Source organism: Solidesulfovibrio carbinoliphilus subsp. oakridgensis, assembly GCF_000177215.2.
Taxonomy (GTDB): Bacteria; Desulfobacterota; Desulfovibrionia; order Desulfovibrionales; family Desulfovibrionaceae; genus Solidesulfovibrio; species Solidesulfovibrio carbinoliphilus.
The window spans coordinates 2,329,391-2,350,409 of sequence record NZ_CM001368.1 but is presented as its reverse complement, the minus strand read 5'-3'; the positions used below and the strand labels follow the sequence as shown (position 1 = coordinate 2,350,409).

General features: G+C 68.9%; 18 protein-coding genes and 1 tRNA gene. 5 read left to right on the top strand and 14 right to left on the bottom strand.

Annotation, left to right across the window (positions count from 1 at the left end):
• Positions 1-1,269 carry an electron transfer complex subunit TmcD gene (gene tmcD, locus DFW101_RS10190; protein WP_009181432.1) on the bottom strand — a complete coding sequence of 423 codons (1,269 nt, stop codon included), beginning with the start codon at positions 1,267-1,269 and terminating at the stop codon, positions 1-3.
• A gap of 236 nt (positions 1,270-1,505) precedes the next feature.
• On the opposite strand from tmcD, the gene DFW101_RS10185 reads away from it, so the two are divergent.
• On the top strand, positions 1,506-3,830 hold the full coding sequence (locus DFW101_RS10185) for a lytic transglycosylase domain-containing protein (protein WP_232285971.1): 2,325 nt from the start codon (positions 1,506-1,508) through the stop codon (positions 3,828-3,830).
• 9 nt (positions 3,831-3,839) lie between these two features.
• Here the strand turns inward: DFW101_RS10185 and DFW101_RS10180 are convergent, their stop codons facing one another.
• Complete coding sequence (locus DFW101_RS10180; protein WP_009181430.1) at positions 3,840-4,337, bottom strand: chemotaxis protein CheW; 498 nt, start codon at positions 4,335-4,337, stop codon at positions 3,840-3,842.
• An 88-nt stretch (positions 4,338-4,425) separates the two neighbouring features.
• Positions 4,426-4,869 carry a universal stress protein gene (locus DFW101_RS10175; RefSeq protein ID WP_009181429.1) on the bottom strand — a complete coding sequence of 148 codons (444 nt, stop codon included), beginning with the start codon at positions 4,867-4,869 and terminating at the stop codon, positions 4,426-4,428.
• 238 nt (positions 4,870-5,107) lie between these two features.
• Between DFW101_RS10175 and DFW101_RS10170 the strand changes: the two genes are divergently transcribed.
• The 4 genes from DFW101_RS10170 to DFW101_RS10155 all read left to right on the top strand — a co-directional run bounded on the left by DFW101_RS10170 (position 5,108) and on the right by DFW101_RS10155 (position 9,239).
• Positions 5,108-6,322, top strand: coding sequence for a radical SAM protein (locus DFW101_RS10170; protein ID WP_009181428.1), 1,215 nt, complete (start codon positions 5,108-5,110; stop codon positions 6,320-6,322).
• Between the two features lie 50 nt (positions 6,323-6,372).
• Positions 6,373-7,470, top strand: coding sequence for a glycosyltransferase (locus tag DFW101_RS10165; RefSeq protein WP_009181427.1), 1,098 nt, complete (start codon positions 6,373-6,375; stop codon positions 7,468-7,470).
• 168 nt (positions 7,471-7,638) lie between these two features.
• Positions 7,639-8,064 carry a hypothetical protein gene (locus DFW101_RS10160; protein ID WP_009181426.1) on the top strand — a complete coding sequence of 142 codons (426 nt, stop codon included), beginning with the start codon at positions 7,639-7,641 and terminating at the stop codon, positions 8,062-8,064.
• A 20-nt stretch (positions 8,065-8,084) separates the two neighbouring features.
• A complete protein-coding gene (locus DFW101_RS10155; protein ID WP_009181425.1) occupies positions 8,085-9,239 on the top strand; it encodes a glycosyltransferase in 1,155 nt (384 codons plus the stop codon).
• A gap of 521 nt (positions 9,240-9,760) precedes the next feature.
• Here the strand turns inward: DFW101_RS10155 and DFW101_RS10145 are convergent.
• From DFW101_RS10145 to DFW101_RS10095, 11 genes are all read right to left on the bottom strand, one after another.
• On the bottom strand, positions 9,761-11,224 hold the full coding sequence (locus DFW101_RS10145; RefSeq protein ID WP_009181423.1) for an oligosaccharide flippase family protein: 1,464 nt from the start codon (positions 11,222-11,224) through the stop codon (positions 9,761-9,763).
• 50 nt (positions 11,225-11,274) lie between these two features.
• Positions 11,275-13,278: a radical SAM protein gene (locus DFW101_RS10140; protein WP_009181422.1), complete on the bottom strand. Its 2,004-nt coding sequence runs from the start codon at positions 13,276-13,278 to the stop codon at positions 11,275-11,277.
• Positions 13,279-13,435: 157 nt separating this feature from the next.
• On the bottom strand, positions 13,436-14,419 hold the full coding sequence (locus DFW101_RS10135) for an ABC transporter permease (protein WP_009181421.1): 984 nt from the start codon (positions 14,417-14,419) through the stop codon (positions 13,436-13,438).
• The gene (locus DFW101_RS10130; RefSeq protein ID WP_009181420.1) at positions 14,416-15,456 is read right to left on the bottom strand and encodes an ABC transporter permease; all 1,041 of its coding nucleotides are present in this window, start codon (positions 15,454-15,456) and stop codon (positions 14,416-14,418) included. The genes DFW101_RS10135 and DFW101_RS10130 overlap by 4 nt, the downstream gene beginning before the upstream one ends.
• A complete protein-coding gene (locus DFW101_RS10125; protein ID WP_009181419.1) occupies positions 15,453-16,952 on the bottom strand; it encodes an ABC transporter ATP-binding protein in 1,500 nt (499 codons plus the stop codon). Before DFW101_RS10125 ends, DFW101_RS10130 begins: the two co-directional genes overlap by 4 nt.
• 25 nt (positions 16,953-16,977) lie before the next feature.
• Entirely contained in the window at positions 16,978-18,156 is a 1,179-nt protein-coding gene (locus DFW101_RS10120) for a BMP family lipoprotein (RefSeq protein WP_009181418.1), read from the bottom strand.
• Between the two features lie 69 nt (positions 18,157-18,225).
• The gene (locus tag DFW101_RS10115) at positions 18,226-18,558 is read right to left on the bottom strand and encodes a helix-turn-helix domain-containing protein (RefSeq protein WP_009181417.1); all 333 of its coding nucleotides are present in this window, start codon (positions 18,556-18,558) and stop codon (positions 18,226-18,228) included.
• A gap of 11 nt (positions 18,559-18,569) precedes the next feature.
• Positions 18,570-18,917, bottom strand: a complete 348-nt coding sequence (locus DFW101_RS10110; protein WP_009181416.1) for a type II toxin-antitoxin system RelE/ParE family toxin — start codon at positions 18,915-18,917, stop codon at positions 18,570-18,572.
• Positions 18,918-19,066: 149 nt separating this feature from the next.
• Positions 19,067-20,131, bottom strand: coding sequence for a glycosyltransferase family protein (locus DFW101_RS10105; protein ID WP_009181415.1), 1,065 nt, complete (start codon positions 20,129-20,131; stop codon positions 19,067-19,069).
• A gap of 53 nt (positions 20,132-20,184) precedes the next feature.
• Positions 20,185-20,274, bottom strand: a tRNA-Ser gene (locus DFW101_RS10100).
• A gap of 13 nt (positions 20,275-20,287) precedes the next feature.
• The gene (locus DFW101_RS10095; protein WP_009181414.1) at positions 20,288-20,992 is read right to left on the bottom strand and encodes a PilZ domain-containing protein; all 705 of its coding nucleotides are present in this window, start codon (positions 20,990-20,992) and stop codon (positions 20,288-20,290) included.
• Positions 20,993-21,019 lie beyond the last annotated feature (27 nt).

Below are 21,019 nucleotides of genomic sequence, written 5' to 3'. Positions count from 1 at the left end.
CTAGCCGGTGAAGGCGGTAACCGGGGCCACGATCCGATAGACCTTGCCGTCGGCGATGCCCCGGATGAGGACGTGGGTCCCGTCCGGGGAAAAGGCCGGGTCAAAGCACCGGTCAAAGCTCTGGGCGTAGGCCTTGCCGTCGCACAGCACCGTGTACTTGCCGCCTTGGCGCACGGTCACGGCCAGATGCTTCCCGTCGGGGCTGAAGACCGGCGGCCAGGCCATGTCGTAGCGGCCGTTCCAGACCTTGCCGTCGCAGATGACCGCGAAATTGGCGTTGTTCTCGCTCGACAGCGCCGCCACCCGGCCGCCCTGGGGGCTGACGACCAGATCGGTGACCACTGGGAAGGTGATGTCCCAGGGCTGGCCGCCGATGGCCACGGTGAATTCGCCGAATTTCGGGGCCACGATGGCGGCGAGGATTGCGCCGTCCGGGCTGTAGGCCTGATGCCAGATCTGGGTGAACCGGGGCTCCCAGGCCATGACGTCGTCCACGGCCATGCCCCAGGCTCCGGCCTTGCGCACGGGCGCGGCCACCTGTCCGGTGGCCGGATGGAAGACCGGGGCCCAGGCGCAGGCGTAGGCGCCTGTCCAGGCCTTGCCGTCCACGGCGATGGAGTAGTCGTAGAGGGTGCGGCGGATGGTGGTGGCCACGTGCTTGCCGGCCGGGTCGAAGGCGGGATTCCAGCAGTTGACGAAGATGGAGTCCCAGGCGACGCCATTGACCGCCACGCTGAAGATGCCCTGCTGGAAGGTCTCGATGTCGGCCTGGGCCAGGGGCTTGACCTGGACCACGGCGGCGGTGGCGCTGCCGTCGGCCGACAGGACGACCTGGTTGGCATTGTCATAGAGGGTTTCCCAGGCTACGCCATTGGAAACCAGGCCGTACTTGCCGTCCACCTGGATGGGGGCGGCGATCACGTCCCCGGCCTTGGAGAAAAGCGTGCCCCAGATGTAGCCGTACTGGTCTTCCCAGGGTTCGCCGTCCACGGCCATGGTCCATTCCCCGGCCGACTGGACCAGGGCTGTCAGCCGGCCGTCCGGCGAAAAGCGGGGATACCAGATTTTGTCAAAGGTTTGTTCCCAAACTTCACCGTTGACCGCCAGGGAAAATTCGGCGTCCGGCAAAGCGGCGACCATCGCCACGGTCTCGCCGTCGGGCGAGACGTAAGGTTCCTCCAGCCACTCGTATTCACGCGAGCACTTTCGCAGATCGTCGAGAACGACGCGGGCGCCCGGCGTGAAATCCCAGGACTGCGCGAAGGACATACCGACCTCCTTGACGGGTGGAAGACGCGCAGGGCTCGCGTCCAGGATCGCGACGCCCTGATGACGCAAGCGGACCGTGTAAACTCGTGCTTGTTAGTCACGATTTTCACGTGAAGTCAAGGGTTCTGTTTCTTTCACACATCTAGTAAACTAGCCGTTTCTCGCATGACAAGGTAGGGAATTACGCCATGACCAGGGCGGGAATAAAGCGTTTCTCCGATCGATTTGGTTTGGTTGTGTCCGGCCTGGTCCTGCTCCTGGTCCTGGCCCTCGGCGGCCTGACGCTTCCAGGGTCCTGCCCGGCCGGCCAGGCCGCGGCCTGGGAGCCGCCGCGCAAACCCGGCGACATCCCGCTCCCCCGGTCGGCCAGGCTGGCCGCCTCGGGCCCGGAAACGGCCAGGACCCCGGCCGGGCCAAGGGGACCCGGCCGGCCGGGTGCGGCCGAGGTGGCCCTGGGCGCAACCGAGGTCCTGGCCGGGCGGCATGCGGAAGGCGCCGCCCGGCTGGCCGCCTCGGCCGCCCAGGCCGGGACGCTCGCCGACGTGGCCGCCTACTACCGGGGCCTTGGCCTCTATCTGGCCGACGACCCGGCCGGAGCCGGCGCAGCCCTGGCCGCGCTCGCCGCCACTCCGGCCGGATCGTTTCTCGGCCGGGACGCCCTCTATCTGGCCCTTGAGAGCGCGGCCCGGCGCGGCGATCACGGGGCCGCCCTGGCCCTGGCCGAATCCTGGCTCACCGAGGCCGACCCGACGCTGGCCCCCGAGGTCTGGCTGCGGGCCGCCGTGGCCGCCGACGGCCTCGGCCAGGACCGCAAGGCGGCGGATTTCCTGCGCCATCTGTCGCTGACCTGGCCGGCCTCCCGCTCCGCCGTGGCCGGCAACGCCCTGGCGAGGACGATATGCGGGAACAATGCCTGGAAGAATGCCTCCGGCGGCCAGGGCGTGGCCCCGGATGCCTCCGGCGGCCAGGGCGCTGCCCTGGACCCGCCGGGGGGGATCATCCCCCCCGGACCCCCCGAAAGGGGGGAAGGGGCCGGGGTGGGGACGGCCGGGATGTGCTATGACCCGGATGCGCCGGGGAATGTGCTCATGCGGGCCGAGAAGATGGCCGAGAAGGCCGGGCCCGAGGACGCGCTCACGCTTTTGGACAATACGCGGGGGTTTGACGCCGGGCAGGCGTTACGGGCGGCATATGTCCGGGGCAAGGCGCTTTACCGGCTGCGGCGGTTCAAGGCGGCGGCCGAGGCCTTCGGCCGGGTGGCCGCGGCCGATCCGGCTGCGTCGCTTTCCGGCTGGGCCCGCTACCACGAGGCCCGCTGTCTGTGGCGGTCCTTCGAGCCGGAGGATATCGACCGCATGGAGGCCCTGCTCCGCCAGGTCCTGGCCGCTCCCGTCCGAGACGATCCCCTGCGCGAGGCCGCGGCCCGGCATCTGGCCCTGCTGCTCGCCGAGCGCGGCCGTTTCGCCGACGCCCTGGCCGCCGCCGGGCAGTTGCGCGGTCTGGCCGTGCCGGCCGATCTGGCCGCCCAGGGCGCGTCCCTGGCCGCGGTCCTGCGCTACGTGGTCGGGGACATGGAGGGCGCGGCCGAGGACATGGCCGCGTTCATCCGCCGGTTCCCGGGCGACGACTGGGCCGACGGGGCCCGCTACTGGCGCGGCCGGGCCCTGCTCGTCCTGGGGCGGCCAAGCGAGGCCACCGCCGTCTGGCTCGAAGCCCTTTCCCGGCGTCCCAACACCTACTACGGCGGCCGGGCCCGGGCCGCCCTGGCCGGGCTCGGGCTGTCGGAGCAGGCCGTGGCCGCCTCGCCGGTCACAAGCGCGCCGCGCTGCCCGGGCCGCATCGAGGAGCCCTCGGCCACGGCCGAGGCCGCCCTGGACAAGGCCCGGACCCTCTCCGGCGCCGGACTGCCGGCCCTGGCCGAGATGGAGCTGGAATTCGCCGCCCGGGCCGAGCCGGCCCGGGCCGACCTGGCCATGGCCCACATCGAGGCCGCGGCCGCCATGGGCCGGCGGGGGGCGGTCAGCCAGACGGCCTGGCGGACCTTTGGCGGGTGCCTCTTGCGCGGCACGGCCGAGGACCTGGCCCCGCTGCGCCAGGCCCTTTATCCCCGAGCCTACGCGCCCCAGGTGGAGGCGGCCCTGGCCGGGTCGGACATCCGTCCTGACACGGTCTATTCGCTGATCCGGCAGGAGAGTTTTTTCGATCCCCTGGTGGTGTCCGGGGCGGGCGCGGTCGGGCTCATGCAGCTCATGCCGGAAACGGCCCGCACGGTGGGGAAAAAGATCGGCATCCGGGCGGAACGCCAGGATCTTTTCAATCCGATGGTCAACATCCGGCTGGGTGTGGCCTTTTTCCGCGAACGCCTGGGTCGGGCCGGGAGCCTGGCGGCCGCCCTGGCCGGCTACAACGCCGGCGAGAACCGGGCCGCCATCTGGGTGCGCCACCTGGCGCCCCTTGGCGAGGAGCTTTTCACGGAGCTCATTCCCTACACCGAGACGCGCGACTACGTGCGGCGCATCACGGCCAACGCCATGATGTACGGCCGGCTCTACGGCAGGTGAGGGCGGGGGTCAGAGCAGGCGGCGGGGGGCCCCGTCGGCCCGGGGCCGGCGGGCGGCCAGCTCTTCCAGGGAAAAAAGCCGGTCCACGTCGAGGATCATGACGAAGCCGTCGCCCAGGCGGGCCAGCCCCAGGACGAAGACGGCCGGCACGGCCAGCCCCATGTCCGGCGGCGGGGCGATGTCCTCGTCCCGGATCTCCACCACCTCGTGCACGGCGTCGGCCAGCGCGGCCACGGGAAAGGTCTCGCCCTCGTAGTTCCGCTCCACGATGACCAGGCACGACGGGACGCGGGAGGCCGTTTCGGGCAGGCCGAGCTTGCGGCAGACGTCGACCACGGTGGCCGCGTTGCCCCGCAGGTTGACCACGCCGCGAAGGTGTCCCGGGGCCAGCGGCACCCAGGTCACGGCCGGCACGTCGAGCACTTCGGACACGACCAGCGATTCCAGGGCGAACCGTTCGCCGCCAAGGCTCAAGGTCAGGTATTGTCGCGTGGCGGCATTGGCCATGGTTGCCCCGGGTTGTGGGTGGAACTCGGGCGACCCTACCCGACCCGGCCGTTTCCGGCAATGCTTCCGGCGCCCCGGCCGCGCCTCCTCAGGCCGGGCGGATGGTCAGGACCGGGATTTTCGACGTCTTGACCACCTTTTCCGCCACCGAGCCGAAGGGGATCCGCTCCACCCCCCGCCGGCCATGGGTGCCCATGATGATCATGTCGGCCCCGCAGCTGCCGGCCGCCTCCAGGATCTTTTCCGGGGCATAGCCGTATTCCACCCGGCCCTCGGCCGCCACGCCGACGAACCGGCCGAGCATGAATTCGCCCATGACCCGGTTGGCCCCCTCGAGGATCTGCTCGACCAGGGACTGGATGTTGGCGGCCGGCACGTAGAGGCTGGCGTAGCGGTTCATGCTGGGGGAAACGTAGAGGACCAGGAGCCGGGCCCCGAGGCCCTTGGCGAAAATCGACGCGTACTCGGCCAGGTACTGCGCCGCTTCGGAGAAGTCCACGGCCAGGAGAATGGTTTTCACTTGGGGCGCCATAGGAATGCCTCGCTGGGGTTTCGCCGCAATTGCAATGTATGCCTGACCCTTGCGCCCGGCAAGGGGAGCTTTGCCCGGCCGCCGGGAAAAGGGGCCGCCGGCCCGCCCGGCCCGGCCGGCCAGGCCACCCCGCCCCTTTACAAGCCCGGCCGCCGTGCCTACTACCAGGGCCTCAATGCTTGAACCAAGCGCCTTTTCGGCGTAAGGCGACATTCGCCGTCACGGCACTGGAGGCTTCATGAGCAAACGCAGCAGCGTCGCGCTTGGCACCATTCTCAAACAATCCGTCAAGGTGGCCGGGCACCCCTGGATCGCCGGCCGTCTGATCGCCCTGGAAAAGGAAAAGTTCCTTTTTTCCGCCCTCAATCCCCGGGCCGAGACCGGGCAGGCCCGCAGCATCCGCCAGCTGTCGATCCGCATCACCGACATGTGCAACCTGCGCTGCCACACCTGCGGCCAGTGGGGCGACCAGGGCTTTCTGCACGGCCAGAATTTGAAGGACCTCAAAAAGCAGGAAATTTCTCCGGAGCGCTACCTGGCCCTCCTCGAGGACCTGGCCCGAAACGGCCACCGGCCCTCGGTCTACCTCTGGGGCGGCGAGCCGACCATGTACAAGGGCTGGCTCGACATCATCGAGCGGGCGACGGAACTCAAGATGCCGACCTCCATCGCCACCAACGCCACGGGCCTGCTCGCGGCCGCCGACCGGCTGGCCGCGGCCCCCATGTTCCTGCTCCAGGTCTCCATCGACGGCCATTCGGCCGAGACCCACAACGCGGCCCGTCCCTCGGCCGGCGGCGGGGACAACTACAAGGTCGTCCAGGAGTCGCTCGCTGCCATCAAGGAAGCCAAGAAGGCCCACAAGACCAACCTGCCCTTGGTCGCGGCCCTGGTCACCATTTCGAGCGCCAACGTCCACCATCTGGTCGACATCTACGAGGCTTACAAGGACCGGGTGGATCTTTTCGTCTACTACCTGTCCTGGTGGATCGACGAGAAAAGCGCCACGGCCCACGACGAGGACTTCTCCCGGCGCTTCGGTTTCAAGCCCAAGCTCCATTGGGGCTGGGTCGGGGATTGGACCATCAAGGACCACGAGACGTTAAACACCCAGCTCCTCGAGGTGCAGCGCCGGTCCAAGGGTTTCGGCAACCCGGCCGTCAACATCATCCCGAACATCACCGGCGTGCCGAACCTCAAGGAATACTACACCAACCACGAGTCGACCTTCGGCTTCAACCAGTGCATCTCCATCTACCAGGCGGTGGAGCTCGATTCCAACGGCGACATGTCGCCGTGCCGCGACTACCACGATTACATCGTCGGCAACGTCCGCGACCACACCATCACCGAGCTGTGGAACTCCGAGTCCTACCGCCGCTTCCGGGCGAGCCTCCACACCGAGGGGCTCATGCCCTCGTGTACCCGCTGTTGCGGACTGATGGGGTATTGATGCCCGGGCCGACTTCGCCCGCGCGGCCTGCCCGGCCCGCCCGGGTAGTCATGTTGCTTCAGGACCTGGCTTTCGGCGGCACCCAGCGCCAGGCCCTGGAGCTGGCGGCGCGCCTCGACCGCAGCCGGTTCGCCCCGGAATTCTGGATGCTGACCGATGTCCGGGATTTCGCGCCCAAGGCCGAACTGGCCGGCATTCCGCTCGTCTGGCTTTCGCCCTATCCGAAAGTCGGGGTGCTGGGGCTTGCCGCCCTGTGGAAGCGCCTGGCTGCCGAGCGGCCGGACATCCTGATGCCGCTGACCGCCGTGCCGAACATCTGGGGCCGGGTCTTCGGCCGCCTGCGCGGGATCACGGCCGTCATCGGCACCTGCCGGGGCGGCGGGGCCATCAAGCGCCAGCACGAACGGTTTCTGAAGGGCCTGGCCGCCCACCACATCGTCAACGCCGAACCCCTGGCCAAGGCCCTTGTCAAAATGGGCCGGCCGCAGGACAAGATCACCTGCATCGCCAACGGCGTGGACACGGACCATTTCCTGCCGCCGCCGGACGAGCTGCGCCCGGTGCGCGAGGTGGTCCTGTGCCCGGCCCGGTTTTGCGAGGACAAGGACCACGAGACGCTCATCCGGGGCTTCGAGTACACGGTCGCCCGCCGGCCGAGGGCCGAGTTGTGGCTCATGGGCGACGGACCGTTGCGGACCCGGGTCCGCACCCTGGCCGCCAGAAGCCCGGTCCGGGGCAACATCCGGACGTTTCCCCCGGCTGCCGACCCCAGGCCCTTTTTCCAGCAGGCCTCGGCGGTGGTCCTCTCGTCGGTGCGCGAGGGGCTGCCGAACGTCATCCTGGAGGCCATGAGCATGGGCATTCCCGTGGCGGCCACGGCCGTGGGCGGCATCCCGGACGTGGTCGAGCCGGAGCGCACGGGCCTTTTGTGTCCGCCGCGCAATCCGCAGGCTCTCGGCGAGAACCTGGCCCGGGTCCTTGGCGACGAGGCCCTGCGTCGCAGCTTCGGCGAAACGGCCCGGCAGCGGGCCGTGGAACGGTTTTCCATGGAAACGATGGTCCGCCGCCACGAAGCCGTCTTCGAACGGGTGTTGGAGCGGGGATGCGAAGAATCGGGGCGCTGCCCCGAACCCCGCCGGGGGGAATGATTCCCCCCGGTCCCCCCCGACGAGACGGCGGGTGACGGTGCCATGGACCATCGATAATACCCCCGCCCAGGGGGTCCGGGGGGGATGATCCCCCCCGGCAGGGTCCAGGGGCGGCGCCCCTGGCCGCCGGAGGCATCTTCCTCCCCCCTCGGCTTAAGGACAGTCGCGATGTTCGTATTGGTGCAATCCCTGCTTGTCGTGTGGCTGGCCCTGGCCGCGCCGGCGGTGGCGGCGCTGGCCGGCGAGCCCGATATCTCCGGGCTCTGGCGCGGGTCGTTTTACGGCTCGGACGTGCAGGCCCATGTCGAGCAGGACCCTGACCACACGGTCAGAGCCGAGGTGGTGGTCCACGCCCTGACCGGGGAGACCAACGTCTACCATCTGGTGGGCGCCATCTTTGGCGGCCACATCTACATGCTGCACGGCAGCGGCCACGTGTTCGAGGGCGACGCCAAAGGCGACGCCATAAGCGGCGTGCTGACCACCAAGGGTGGCAGCAGACTCGACCTCTCGGCCACCAAGGTGCCCCTGCCGCCGGCCGGAGCCTGTCCGCCGGCCGGTGGGACGGCCGGCCCGGCCCGGCAGCCGGGCTGATTTTTCTCCAAGGAGTTGGCGTGGGCTATTTTGTTTTCGCGGCCATGGCCGCGCAGTTGGTGATGCTTTCCGCTCTTTTCCTCCTCGGCCGGCGCCACGTGCTGGGCGGCGACGGTCCGGAACCCATGCCGGAAGCCTGTCCGCGCCTGGCGCTCATCGTGCCGGTCACGGGCGACCATCCGGGCATGCGCGAGGCCGTGGCCTCGCTTCTCGACCAGGATTATCCCGATTTCACGGTGGTCTTCGTGACGGCCGACGCCGCCGACCCGGCCCGGGCCCTGGTGGCCGGCGTGGCCGGCGACGACCCGCGTGTCCTTTTGGCGGTGGCCGGGCGGGCCGAGCTGTGCGGCCAGAAAAACCACAACATCCTGGCCGGCATCCGGGCCGCGTCCACGGCCGAGATTTTCGTCTTTTCCGATTCGAGCCACGTGGCCGACCGCCACTTCCTGACCAATCTGGCCGCGCCGATCATCCGGGGCGACGCGCCCATGACCAGCGGCTTCCACCGGATCGTGCCCGAGGACGGGGCCATGGGCACCATCGGCATGACCAACACCTGTCTGGCGCTCCACCTCATGCAGCCCTTGGCCGCCATCACCCAGCCCTGGGGCGGGGCCATGGCCATTTCCCGGGCCGCCTTCGAGCGGTTCGGTCTGGCCCGGGTCTGGGCCAGGAACATCGTGGACGACTTTTCCATGGGCCCGCACCTGCGCCGGTCCGGGGTGGCCGCCTGGCCGGTGGCCGCCGCCTGCCTGGACACGCCCCTGCGCGCGGTGTCCCTGGCCCGGTGGGACCTGTGGCTGACCCGCCAGCTCCTCTATTTGAAGTTCTGCATTCCGCTTGACTGGCTGGTGTCGATCCTGGCCGTCTTCATCCTGTCCGCGCCGCCGGTCCTGGCGGCCCTGACGGTCCTTGGCTGGCTCGCCTGTCTGGTCCCGGGCGGCGCTGCCCTGGGGACGCTGGCCTATCTGGCCGCCTTCCTGGGGCTCGGCCTGGCCTTCCGGACCCTGTCCCCCAGGCCCGTCGGCCTGCTCCCCTGGCTCCGGGGCTACGCGGCCACCTTTTTGATGCTCGGCTGGTGCTTTGGCCGGACGTTTACCACCAACACCATGTCCTGGCGCGGCATCGACTACAAGGTCGGCTGGAACGGCGTGGTCCGGAGGATCATCCGGTAAATCGGGCGACACTCCGGTCGCGGAGTCTCGGCAATTCTTCAAACGGCCGTCGCCCCTTCACGGGGCGGCGGCCGTTTCGTTTACTGATCCTGGTGGCCGCGGGAGCCCCAGGCCGGGGCATGGTCGGGCGGACCGTGCTTTTTGGCCTTGCCCTGGCCGTTTTTCTTTTTCTGCCAGCCAGGCGGGACCGTTTTCGTGCCCTGGCCAGGGACCGTGGTTTTGGGGCCCGCGTAGGAGGGCGGGCCGTAGGGCGCCTGGCCGGGGACCGCGGTTTTGGGACCCGCGTAGGAGGGTGGGCCGTAGGGCGGCCCGGCCCCTTGGGACGATCCCGCCGGCGGCCCGGACCGGCCCTGGGACGGCGGCCCGGAGTCCTTTTTGGCCAGCGCGGCGGATACGGGAAGCAGGCCCGCGACAAGGAACGCGACGCAGATCCTTTTCAGTATATCGTGCATGACAACCTCCCTATAGGTTAGCCATAACACAAGAGGGCGAAGAAACAAGCGGGGGAGGCGAAGCGCGGCTTACGTCAACCCCATCTGGACCCGTTGGGCCTTCAGTTCCTGCTTCCAGCGGTAGGCCAGGAAGCCGAAGGGCACGAGGGCCAGGATCTCGGGGATTTCCCGGATGCCGATTCGGTAGGTGGCGGCGTAGAGCCCGGCCGCGCACAGGCTGGCCACCAGGATGCGCCACAGGGATTTGAGGTCGATGATGCGCATGGTCATCTGGCAATAGGTGGTGGTGGTCACGGCCACGGCCGCCTTGGTGATGAGCATGGCCAGGCAGGTGCCGAGGAGCGGGCTGGCCGGGATGAGCGTGGCGCACAGTGTCAGGTTCAGGGCCAGGCCGCCCATGTAGATGAAAAGCAGCATCCGCTGCTTGCCCTGGCTCATCATGAGGTAGGCGGCCAGGTTGTGGACGAAGCCGCAGAGGATGGTGCCGACCAGCCATTTCTGCATCCACATGGCGTCGAAGTAGGCCCCGCCGTAGATGAGGCCGATCAGCCGGTCGGATTCGACGAAGAGCACGAACATGATGGGCAGCGATGCCCCGATCAGCCACCGCACCGAGTTGCTGGCCAGCCGGTTGAACTCCCGCTTGTCGTTTTTCCACAGCCGCACGAAGAGCGGGTAGAGGATGCTGCTCAAAAGCAGGTTCGACACCAGGATGGAGATGCCGTCCACCAGCTCCCAGGTGACGCTGTACTGGGCCACCTTGGTCGGGCCGCCCTGGCTTTGCAGGAAGTAGAGGTTGGCCTTGTTGTAGAGGATGGCGGCCAGGGCCATGAGCACGAACACGGTCCCGTTCTTGGCCGTGGCCCAGGTCCGGGCCAGGGATTTGCGCTTGAGGGCCAGACCGGAGAATTCGGTCGTTTTGAGGGCCATCCAGACGCCGCCGGTGATGTTGCAGACGTTCTCGATGAGCTTGAAGAGCGCGATCCAGTGCGGCGCGGCCCCGAGGCTGAGCAGGGCGATGGCGTAGCCGTAGCCGAAGACGCCGGACACGACGCGGATGCGGCCCTCCAGGTCCTGCCTGCCCTCGACCCGGATGGCGATGAAAAAGGAGCTGGCGATGGCTTCGAGGCCGACGCCGGCCGAGATGACCATGACCAGGTTCTTGAGCCCCGGCGTGTAGCCCTGCCAGAAGATGAAGACCACCACGCCGAGCCAGCCCGTCACCAGCAGGATGCTTTTGAGCATCGTGTACTGGGCCAGGATGTCGCCCTTGTGGCTGTACTTTTTGCTGAGCGAGGCGACCAGCGGCTGGTTGAGGCCGAATTCGCCGAGAAAAAGGATGATGGAGGCCAGGCCGAAGGCCACCATGAATTCGCCGTAGTCGCTGGTGGAAAGCCGGGCCAGATAGATCAGGAAAAAGGTGTGCAGGCCGTCATGGATCCATTGGGCCCCGGCCAGGTGGACGAATTTCGACAGGATGCCATAGGACGGACGAGCGCCCTTGCGGGGGAGGGTTTGCGAGTCTTGGGGCATGTGGGATTCCCCCTCCCGGCCGCGCGGGCGGCCGGGAGGGACGGAAAGGGCTAACGGGCCTTGGATTTCTTCTTGGCGGTCTTGCCGCTTTTCTTGGCCGGGGCGGCCTTTGGCTGCTTGTCGGCCGTTTGGGCGGCCTTGGCGGCTTTGGGGGCCTTGGCCGGCTTGGCCGGCGCTTCAGGGGCCGGGGCCGGTTCGGGCGCGGCTTTTGCCGGTTCGGGCGTCGGTTCCGGCCTGGGCGCGGCCTTTGGCGCGGCCACGGCCGGCGGCAGGTCGACCTTGACGGCCGGTTCGGTCATGCCCCGGGTGGCGGGAGCGGTTTCCCGGCGCGTCGCGGGCACCGCGGCCGGCTCGGGAGCCGGTTCGGGCTCCGGCTGCGGGGCGGGTTCCGGTTCCGGGGCGGGTTCCGGTTCCGGGGCCGGCTTGGGTTCCGGTTCCGGCGTCGGCTCGACCACGGGCTCGGGTTGCGGCGCGGGCCCGGGTGCCGGTTCGGGCTCCAGCCGGGGCTCGACAGTCGGTTCAGGAGCCGGCTGCGGCGCGGAGGCGACGGCAGGCTCGGCAGCCGGCTCGGGTTCGGCCGCAGGCTCCGGCGCGGCCACTGGCTCCGATGCGGCTACGGGTTCCGGCGTGGGCTCGGGTTCCGGGGCGGCCACGGCCGCCGGTTCCGGAGCGGGGGCCGGCTTGGGTTCCGGCTGCGGCGCCGGCTCGGGCAGGGGCTCGGGCGCAGGCGCGGGCTCGGGGGCCGGTTGCGGTGCGGCAATGGGTTCGGGAGCGGCCATGGCGGCCGGTTCCGGTTGCGGCGCCGGTTCCGCCTGGGCAGCCGGTTGGCCGCCGCAGCAGGCGCCGCGCGGGGCGCACTGGATGAACGCGCCGAACTTTTCCAGCTCGTCCACCCGGCAGCTCCAGACCATCTTGCCGTCGTGCAGGATGGCGTCCGGGCAGCCGTCGCACATGTTCTGGCGGCCGTCGGCAAAGAGGTCGCAGGGCTGGATGACCATGATCGACTGGATGTGGACCGGCTTGTTCCAGAGCTTCGGACGCATGAGCAGCCGGCCGAAGATCTTCCTGAGGCTGGCGTTGAAGGGGGCCAGGAAGGCCATTTTCTGGAGCCAGGTCGTCCAGCAGGGTCGGGTGTAGGCCAGGTAGGTGCCGAAAAAGAGGTGGTGGAAGACCTGCATCCACTCGGCCAGCTTGGCGTCGCAGTAGCCGAGGATCTCGTCTTTCGTGCCGGCCCGAAGGGTCAGCAGCCACTTCATGGACAGGGGGTCCTCGGTGCCGTTTAGGTAGGCGCAGGGCTCGTGCTCGGGATAGGCCAGCCGGATGGCGTCGGCGATCTCCTGGGAGACCAGGTCCTGGTGGCCCTCCTGGTGGTCGAGCTGGTAGACGAGGTCGCCGACGTCAACGGGCTTGCCGTGGACGAACACGTCGAAATTGTTCTGTTTGCGGGCCGAGCGGAAGAGGATGTAGACCATGGTCTGGACCAGGTCGATGTGCTCGTGGGCCCATCGGGTGAGCATGGGGATGTCGGCCAGCGTGTCGCGGTAGATGGTGGCGTTAAAGGCGCAGGAGACCCTGCCGCCGCCGTGCTCGTGGATCATCTCGGCCAGGCGCAGGCGCAGTTCGCACAGGTCCTTTTCGCTGGCTCCCTTCCACCCGGGCCGCTTCTGGTGCGAGTCCACGTGCATGGTGAAGCCGATAAGGCCGGCGGCGGCCAGTTCGCGCACCAGTTCCGGGGTGAGCGCCTGTCCGTTGGAATTGATGATGGGTTTCCAGCCCTTGGAGGCGATGTAGCGGACCAGGGGCACGATGTCGGGATAGATGAGCGGCTCGCCGCCGGCGATGGAGATGCCATCGGTGCGCCGAAGCTTCTTGACCGTTTCCAGTTCCCGGATGACGTCGGCGAGCGGCCTGTGCCCGTCGGGATCGTTCTCGCGGTAGCACCCCTCGCAGTACAGATTGCACTTGGTGGTCGGCTCCAGCCACGTAATGGCATTGTCGGCCAGATTCCAGGGCAGGCGATAATACGTTTCCGGGGTAAGCGGTCGTTTTCTCATGGCTCTCCGGTCCCTGTAGCAGGAGTTTCGCCGCTTTGGTCGCGACGTGGCGATGCGTTACCGCAAATGGCGCGTCGTGGCAACCGGGCGGGCCGGGAAGGTCGGCCCCAAGCCGACCGGAGGCCTGCCGGACGCATGGCGGACCCGTTTGGGCCGCCTAGAAGCCGCGGTCCAGGGCCCCGGCGATGGCTCCGGGCGCGCCGCCGGCCGTGCGGGGCACGAACCGGCCAAGGAGCGGCACGCGCCGGGCCGCCTCGCGGAAGGCGGCCGAGCGGCGCAGGTTGACCACGAGGAGCGTCAGAATCATGACCGGGAAGGGCGCGATCTGGAACAGCGTGCCCGAAAGCCCGGGCAGGGCGTCCTGGAGCGCGATGCCGGCCACCTGGATGGCCGCGAAGAAGAGGGCCCCAAGGGCCACCCGGACCGGTTTCCAGCCGCCGAAGATGACGATGGCGAGCGCAATCCAGCCCGCGCCCTCGCAGCCTTGGGGATGGCCCCAGCCGGGCTTGACGGCCAGGGAATAAAAGCCACCGGCCAGGCCGGCCATGGCCCCGCCGGCCAGACAGCACAGAAACCGCACCCGGCCGACGGCCAGTCCCCGGGCCCGGGCCGCCGCCGGCGATTCGCCAACGGCCCGGACCATAAGCCCCGGCCGCGTGCGCATGAGGAAAAACCAGACCACGGCCACGGCCGCCAGGCTCCCGAGCACCACCGGGCTCTGGTGGAAGATCCCCGGGCCAAGGAGCGGGATGTCGGACAGGCCCGGCACGGCCAGGGTGCCGAGGTCCGGCCCGGGCTGTCGGGCCTGGGCGTAGCCGACGAAATAGGCCAGCTCCCGGCAGAAAAGGGTCAGCACGAAGCCGACCGCCAGCTCGGAAGCGCCCCACAGCCCGCCGAAAACGGCCAGGACCGCGGCGATGGCCGCCCCGGCCCCGGCTCCGGCCAGAAGGCCCAGCCAGGGGTTGCCGGACATCCGGGCCACGGCAAAGGCGGCCATGGCCGCGAAGAGGATGGTCCCGTCCAGGGACAGGTTGATCACCCCGCCGCGCTCCGAAATCGTTTCGCCAAGCGCTGCCAGAATAAGCGGGGCGGCGGCGAAGAGCACGGCCGCGACGAGGGCGGTGGCGTAGTCGAAGGTCATGCGCCCTTCCTTGGGCCCGCCGGCCACAGGGCGCGGGCCGCGAACAGGGTCAGGACCATGACCCCCTGGATGACCCCGGCCAGGGACGAGTCCAGGGACAGGGTCAAGGGCAGCTGGATGGAGCCGACGGTCAGGACCGCGAAAAAGAGGCAGGCGAGCGGCAGAAAACGCAGGCTGCCCGAGGCGAGCAGCACGGCCAGGATGGCCGTGTAGCCGTAGTTGCCGGAAATGGACGGAATGAGGCGGTGGTAGAGGCCGGTGACCAGGACGCCGCCGGACAGCCCGGCCAGCCCGCCGCCGATGGCCATGGCCGCCAGCATCCGGCGCCTGGGGCGAAGGCCCAGTCGCTCGGCGGCCATGGCGTTTTGGCGCACGGCCGCAAGGGCCAGGCCGAAAAAGGTGCGGTTGAGCAGCCAGGCCGCCAAGGCGAACCCGGCCACGGCCAGGATGAGTCCCCACAGGCTCATGGGACGCCCGCCCCAAAGCGGCAGCCAGAAGGCGGCGGGGAGCGGCTCGGTGCCGCTCATGGAGGCCATGCCGGGCCGCTTCCAGGGCCCGAGGATCAGCCACAGGCTGACCCCCATGGCCACGAAATTGAGGCCCAGGCCGGAAAAGATCTCGTGGACCCGGCCGTGGGTCCTAAGCACCCCGGACAGGAGGGCCCAGGCCATGCCGCCAAACGCGGCGGCGGCCAGGGACAGGCCGAGGACCAGGTCCGGCGGCACCATGCCGGCCGGATCGAAGGCGCGCAGGAGCCACAGGCAGAAGACCGCGCCCATGGTGATCTGGCCTTCCACGCCGATGTTCCAGAGGTTGGCGGCAAAGGTGATGCACAGGGCCGCGCCGCACAGAAGCAGCGGGGAGAAGGCGGAGAGCGTGCGCAGGATGACGGCAAACGAGCCGAGCCCGCCCTCGGCCATGACGGCCAGCGTCCGGACCGGCGGGGCCCCGGCGGCAAAGACGATGGCCAGGGTGGCGGCCAGGGCCAGGGCCAGGGAGAAGGCGGCCCGGGCGAGCCGGGCGGTGCGGCCGGTCATGCGGCCTCCACGGACGGTGACGGCGCCGGGACGGACCGGCCGGTCATGAGGTCGCCGACGGCCCCGGCGTCGAAGGGTCCGGCGGCCAGTTCGGCGGCCACGGCCCGGTTGTAGAAGACGATGACCCGGCCGGCATGGGCCAAGAGTTCGTCCAGGTCCTCGGAGAAAAAAACCACCGCCGCCCCGGCCGCGGCCCGGTCGCGGAAATGGTCCCATATCTGGGCGATGGAGGCGGCGTCGAGCCCCCGGGTCGGGTTGTCGGCCAGAAGGAGCCGGGTGGCGTCGGGGATCAGCGACAGGAGCAGGCGCTGCTGGTTGCCGCCGGACAGCGAGGCGGCCGGGGCGTTTGGCGTGTCGGTCAGGCGGAAGCGCCCGACGCACCGGTCGCGGAAGATGGCCGCGGCCTCGCGGCGGCGGTCCGGGAAGGCCAGCCGGACGTGGTCCAGGAGGGAAAGGCCGCCGAAAAGCCCTTCCTCCAGCCGGGCGGCCGGCAGGTAGTGGATGCCGGCGGCCAGGAACCGCTCGTGGGGCCGGCCGGTGAGTGGCTCTCCGCCCACTTCCAGGCGGCCGGCGATGGCCGGGGCGATGCCGGCCAGGCCGCGCAAAAAGGCCTCCTGGCCGCCGCCCGAGATGCCGGCCAGGCCCACGATCTCGCCCGGCCGCACGGTCAGCGACAGGCTGTCGAGCACGGTCTTTTCGTCGGCGAAGACCACGTCGGAAAGGCGGACCAGGGGCGCGTCCCCGGTCTGGACGGCCGGGGCGGGCGGAGGCGCGGCCGCGGCCAGGGCGGCGGTCTCGGCCCCGAACATGGTGGAGAGGAGGGCCGGGGGATCGAGCGGCGCGTCGAAGGCGCCGGCCAGGCGGCCCTGGCGCAGGACATAGACCTTGTCGCACAGCTCCCGGGCCTCGGTCAGCTTGTGGGTGACCAGGGCCACGATCCGGTCGCCATCGGCCACGAACCGGCGCAGCACGTCGAACAGGGCCTCTTTCTGGGCCGGGGAGATGCCGGTGGTCGGCTCGTCGAGGATAAGCAGGCGGACATCGCGGTCGAACAGCCGGGCCAGCTCCAGCTGCTGGCGCTCGGCCACGGTCAGGCTGGAGACGGTGGCATCGGGCAGCAGGCAAAAGCCCATGCGGGCGCAGGCCTCGGCCAGCCGCTCCCTGGCCTGGCTGCGGGGCACCACCGGCCCGCCGCCCAGCGAGAAGTTCTCCCAGACGGTCAGCGGCGGGAAATCGAGAGGGTCCTGGGTCAGCATGCCGATGCCGAGCCGGCCGGCCGTCTCCGGGGACAGCCGGCCGTAGTCGCGGCCGTCGACGGTGATGGTGCCCGCGTCCGGGGCCAGCACGCCGCACAGGACCCGCATGAGCGTGGACTTGCCGGCCCCGTTCTCGCCGAGGATGCCGTGGATGCGGCCGGCGGCCAGCGTGACGGTGACGTCGTCGTTGGCGGTAAGGGCGCCGAAGCGCTTGACGATGCGGGAGAGGACGACGTCCACGGGCGTTTCCTTGGGCAGCGTCCTCCTATTTGGAGGCGCTGGCTCCTTCCATGCCGCGCAAAAGCTGCGGGGCGAACCAGATGTCCTTGTCCGTGGCCGTCTGGCCGGCTTTCACGAAGACCGTGCCGTCCTGGTATTCCAGCGGCCCGGCGTAGAGGTTGGCCTTGCCCGAGCCGAGGTCGGCCACGAACTGGTCGAGCGCCTTTTTGGCCTCGGCCGACAGGGCCTGGCCGGCGATGAAGCCGACCGGGCTCTTGTCCGGGTCGTTTAAGGCGGTGAAATCCGGGGCCAGCCAGTCGAAGGCCGGCTTGTAGGTGCCGGCCGTCACGGCCTTGGCGATGGAGAGCAGCGGCGGACCCCAGTTGAAGTAGGGGACGCCGAGGCAGGCGTCGGGCGCGCCCTGGCAGGCTTCCTTGTAGTCGTAGGGCAGGGCGTAGACGTCGGCGCCGGCCTTTTTGCGGCTGCCGGCCACGGTCAGGGCCTCGGGGGTGTCGATGCCGGAAATGATCACATCGTAGCCCTGGTCGTAAAACGAACCGGCCACCTGGCCCGGATCGGAGGTCACACCCGGGATGTTGAACCAGAAGCCGATCCAGTTGACCTTGAACGACAGGTCCTCGGCCTTCTTGCCGCGCACGTTCACCCAGGCGTGGCGGGCCCCGAGGTAGGCGGCGTCGGCCAGCCGGCGGGTCTCGTCGTTAATGAGCGGCCCAAGGAAGCCGATCTTGCCGGTTTTGGTGGTCATGGCGGCCGAAAAGCCGGCCATCATCTTGGCGTATTCCATGCGCGAAAAGACGTTGCCGAGGTTTTTCGGAGCCTTGCCGGTCAGCACGTCGTCGCCGGAAATGTGGATGAAGGTCAGGTCCGGGTGCTGCTCGGCGGCCTCGCGGATACCGTCTTTCATGTCGTCGGACCCGGCGACGATGAGGGTCGCGCCCTTGGCCGCCAGGTCGTCCACGAGCTGGGGAATGGTGAACCCGGGCCGGTCGGACGGATTGACCTTGTCGAGGTAGAGCATCTTCGAGCCGGCGAGGTGCTCTTCGACGTACTTGCCGCCCTCGTACTGGGCCTGGCTGTAGCCTTTGTCGTTGTAGGGGCCGACGAGCAGGAGCCCGAAGGTCAGGGGCTTGTCCGCGGCCAGGGCCGGGACGGCCAGACAGCACACCAGGGCGGCGGCTGCCGCCAGGATCGAAACGCGGCGCATGGCGATCTCCTTGGGAGGGTATTGGATGGGGCACCGTAAAAAAAGCGGACGCAATACGCCAGTCCGGCCTCAGGGGCAAGCCGGCAGAAAACAGACGGACACAGGCCCGGGCACATGGTCCGGGGTTTCGTCCACGGTGATGCGCACGGAACCGCCCAGGCATCCGATCCAGCGGAGCAGACGGTCCGTGGACACCAGACCCACCCGGCCCCGGAGGACTTTCGACAGCGTTCCCTGGTCCGTCCCGCACAGCCTGGCGGTCTCCACCTGGGTCAGGCCGCGGCGTTTGATGATGCTTTCCAGCACCATGATGAGGTCGGCCTTGTAGGCCCGCTCTTCGGGATCGGGCAGACCCAGGTCGGCAAAGACATTGTCAGATCCTTCAATGATTTTTTCTTCCATGGTTGCCCCGGTTAGGCCCCGTCGTGCTGGCGGGCCATCTTGTAGCGCCGCAGAATGATGTCCTTGTCCTTGGGCGGAATGCCTATGCCACTCTTGGATTTTTTCAGGAAAGCGTGGAGTACGTAGACGCCTTTGGCCAGTTTGGCCACATACACGACGCGGTAGGTTTCCTTGTCGTGGTCGATCTTGAGCTCATAAACTCCGGTCACGCCCTTGGCCAAGTTGTTGAGGGGGCAGGCGCTGACCGGTGTTTGTCCGTACTGGATCTTGCGGAGTGTCGTCCCGGCTTCATCCTGCACCGTCCCGCGAAATTCCCGAAGATTTTCCTTGGCATCGCCCACCCAGTACAGGATTTTCATGTCGGTTCCCGTCGCCGTGGCCCCGTCTGTCAAGTATGGCAGTTCTGCCTTATGGTCAAGAACGGCCGGCGCGGTCCATGCCCCCGAGGGCGGGGCATGGGTAGCCTGCCCGCGATAACCGCCGCACCGGACAGGAAAGGGCAAGCGGCCTAGGACCTTCCGGGCAACGCGCCGTCGCGCAAGAAGGCCTCGACCAGGGCGAAGACCGCGTCGTTGCCGCAGAAGTCGCCGGTGGCGATGCGCCCGCGCATGGCCGGCAGATCGCGTTCGAAATCCGGCAGCAGGGACGGCGACAAATGGGCCATGTCCGCCGCCCGGCCATAGCCCAGGCGTTCGAGATACAGGGCGTTCAGTTGCTGCTCGAAGGCCCCGGCCACCGGAAAGGACAGGACCGGCTTGCCGTAGAAAAGGGCCTCGCTCATGAGGTTGTGGCTGCCGCCGCACAGGACGTAGGCGGCCGAGGCCAGGTCGTCCAGGAACCCCTCCTCGGAGTAGTTCCGGAAGGTCAGGTTGCCGTCGACCTTGTCCATTTTATACCCGTAGACCCGGAACTCCCGGTCCATGGTCCGCAGGTACGGCGCAAAGGCGTCGCAGATGCCGCAGCTCTGGTAGACCAGGATGTGGCTCCCCTCGGTCGGGGTCCGGTCAAGGACGCTTTGGCGCAGGATGGCCGGGGCCACCCGGGCGTGGGCCCCGGCTTTGACCGGGGGCTTGAAGAACGAGATGGCCAGATAGTCGGTGCAGGCCGAAAAAAGAAACCGGATCGAGGTCCGGATGCCGCAGTAGCCCGGCAGCAGGGTGAGCGGCAGGTCGTGGTCGCAGCAGGAGATGACGTGCTGGTGGTCGATGGACAGGCAGGGGATGCCGGCCCGCCTGGCCGCGATGGGCACGAAGTATTCGTAGTCCGAAATGGCGGCGTCGGGTTTGAAGTCCTCGATCAGCTTCTTGAGCCGGGCCAGCTCCGAGCCGCGCCGGGCCAGGGTCCGGGCTGCGAGCATGAGCGTGGCCGGGGTATCCAGGCGCTGGTTTTTGTACCGGGTGCCCGGGTTTTCGAACCGCTCCACCCGGAACTCGCGCGAAAGAAGCCCGGCCCCCTCTTCGCTGGAAACGAACAGGAACTCGTGGCCGAGCCCGGCCAGATGGCGGGCCAGGATCAGGGCGCGGATGGCGTGGCCGTGCTGGGTGCCGTGCACGCCGTAAAGGATGCGGGCCATGGGTCGGGACGTACCTCCGGAGCCAGGAGGAGTGGGAATCCTGGCCCGAAAACTGGCGGAGGGAGAGGGATTTGAACCCCCGGACGGGTTGCCCCGCCAGTGGTTTTCAAGACCACCGCCTTAAACCGCTCGGCCATCCCTCCGCGAAAGCGCTTCCTAAGGCCCTTTTGCCGCGGAAGCAACCTCGAAATCGACGGGCTTGCAACCAAGACGCCTGAGTTCCGCGCCAAGGGCCTCGGGCATGTCGCAAAAAGCCAGCCCCACGCCGGGCATGGCCCGTCCCCGGCCCCACGGCTCGTGCCAGGCCACCCGGGTGCGCAACGGATCCGCCAGGACGCCCGGAAACTCCACCCAGGCCGCCTCGCCCTTGGTCCAGTCCGATACCGTGAACAGAAAGCAGCCGAGCCAGGAGACGTTGACGGTGGAGGTCCGTTCGCCGGCGGCCGTGCCGTCCGGGGGCGCGCGCCACAGGACGGCCGGCAGGTGGACCCCGATCCGCTCCCCCCGGCGCAGGCTGCGGGGCAGAAAATCCCGGCAGGCGGCCACGAAGACCGAGAGGCCGTCCAGGGACCCGGGGCCGGCGTGGGTGCCGAGGGCGTAGATGGCGTCGGTGTGCGGATCGTGCTTGAGGCGCGCCGACGGATAGATCTCGGCCAGGCCCTGCAGCAGCTTTTTGTCGCAGTCCCTGGCCCGCACGATGGTCGGCACGTCGAAAAGCACCCCGTTGTAGTGGCCGTGGCGCGTGGCCGCGAGCAGTTCCCCGGTGGTGGAGGCCACGTCGCAGTCGGTGCCGAGCAGGTTCAGTTCCTCGATGAAACGGTCCCTGGCCCGGCCTTCGCGGACAATGAGCAACATCCGCATGGAAAAAAGCCCCGGCCTTTCGGGGAC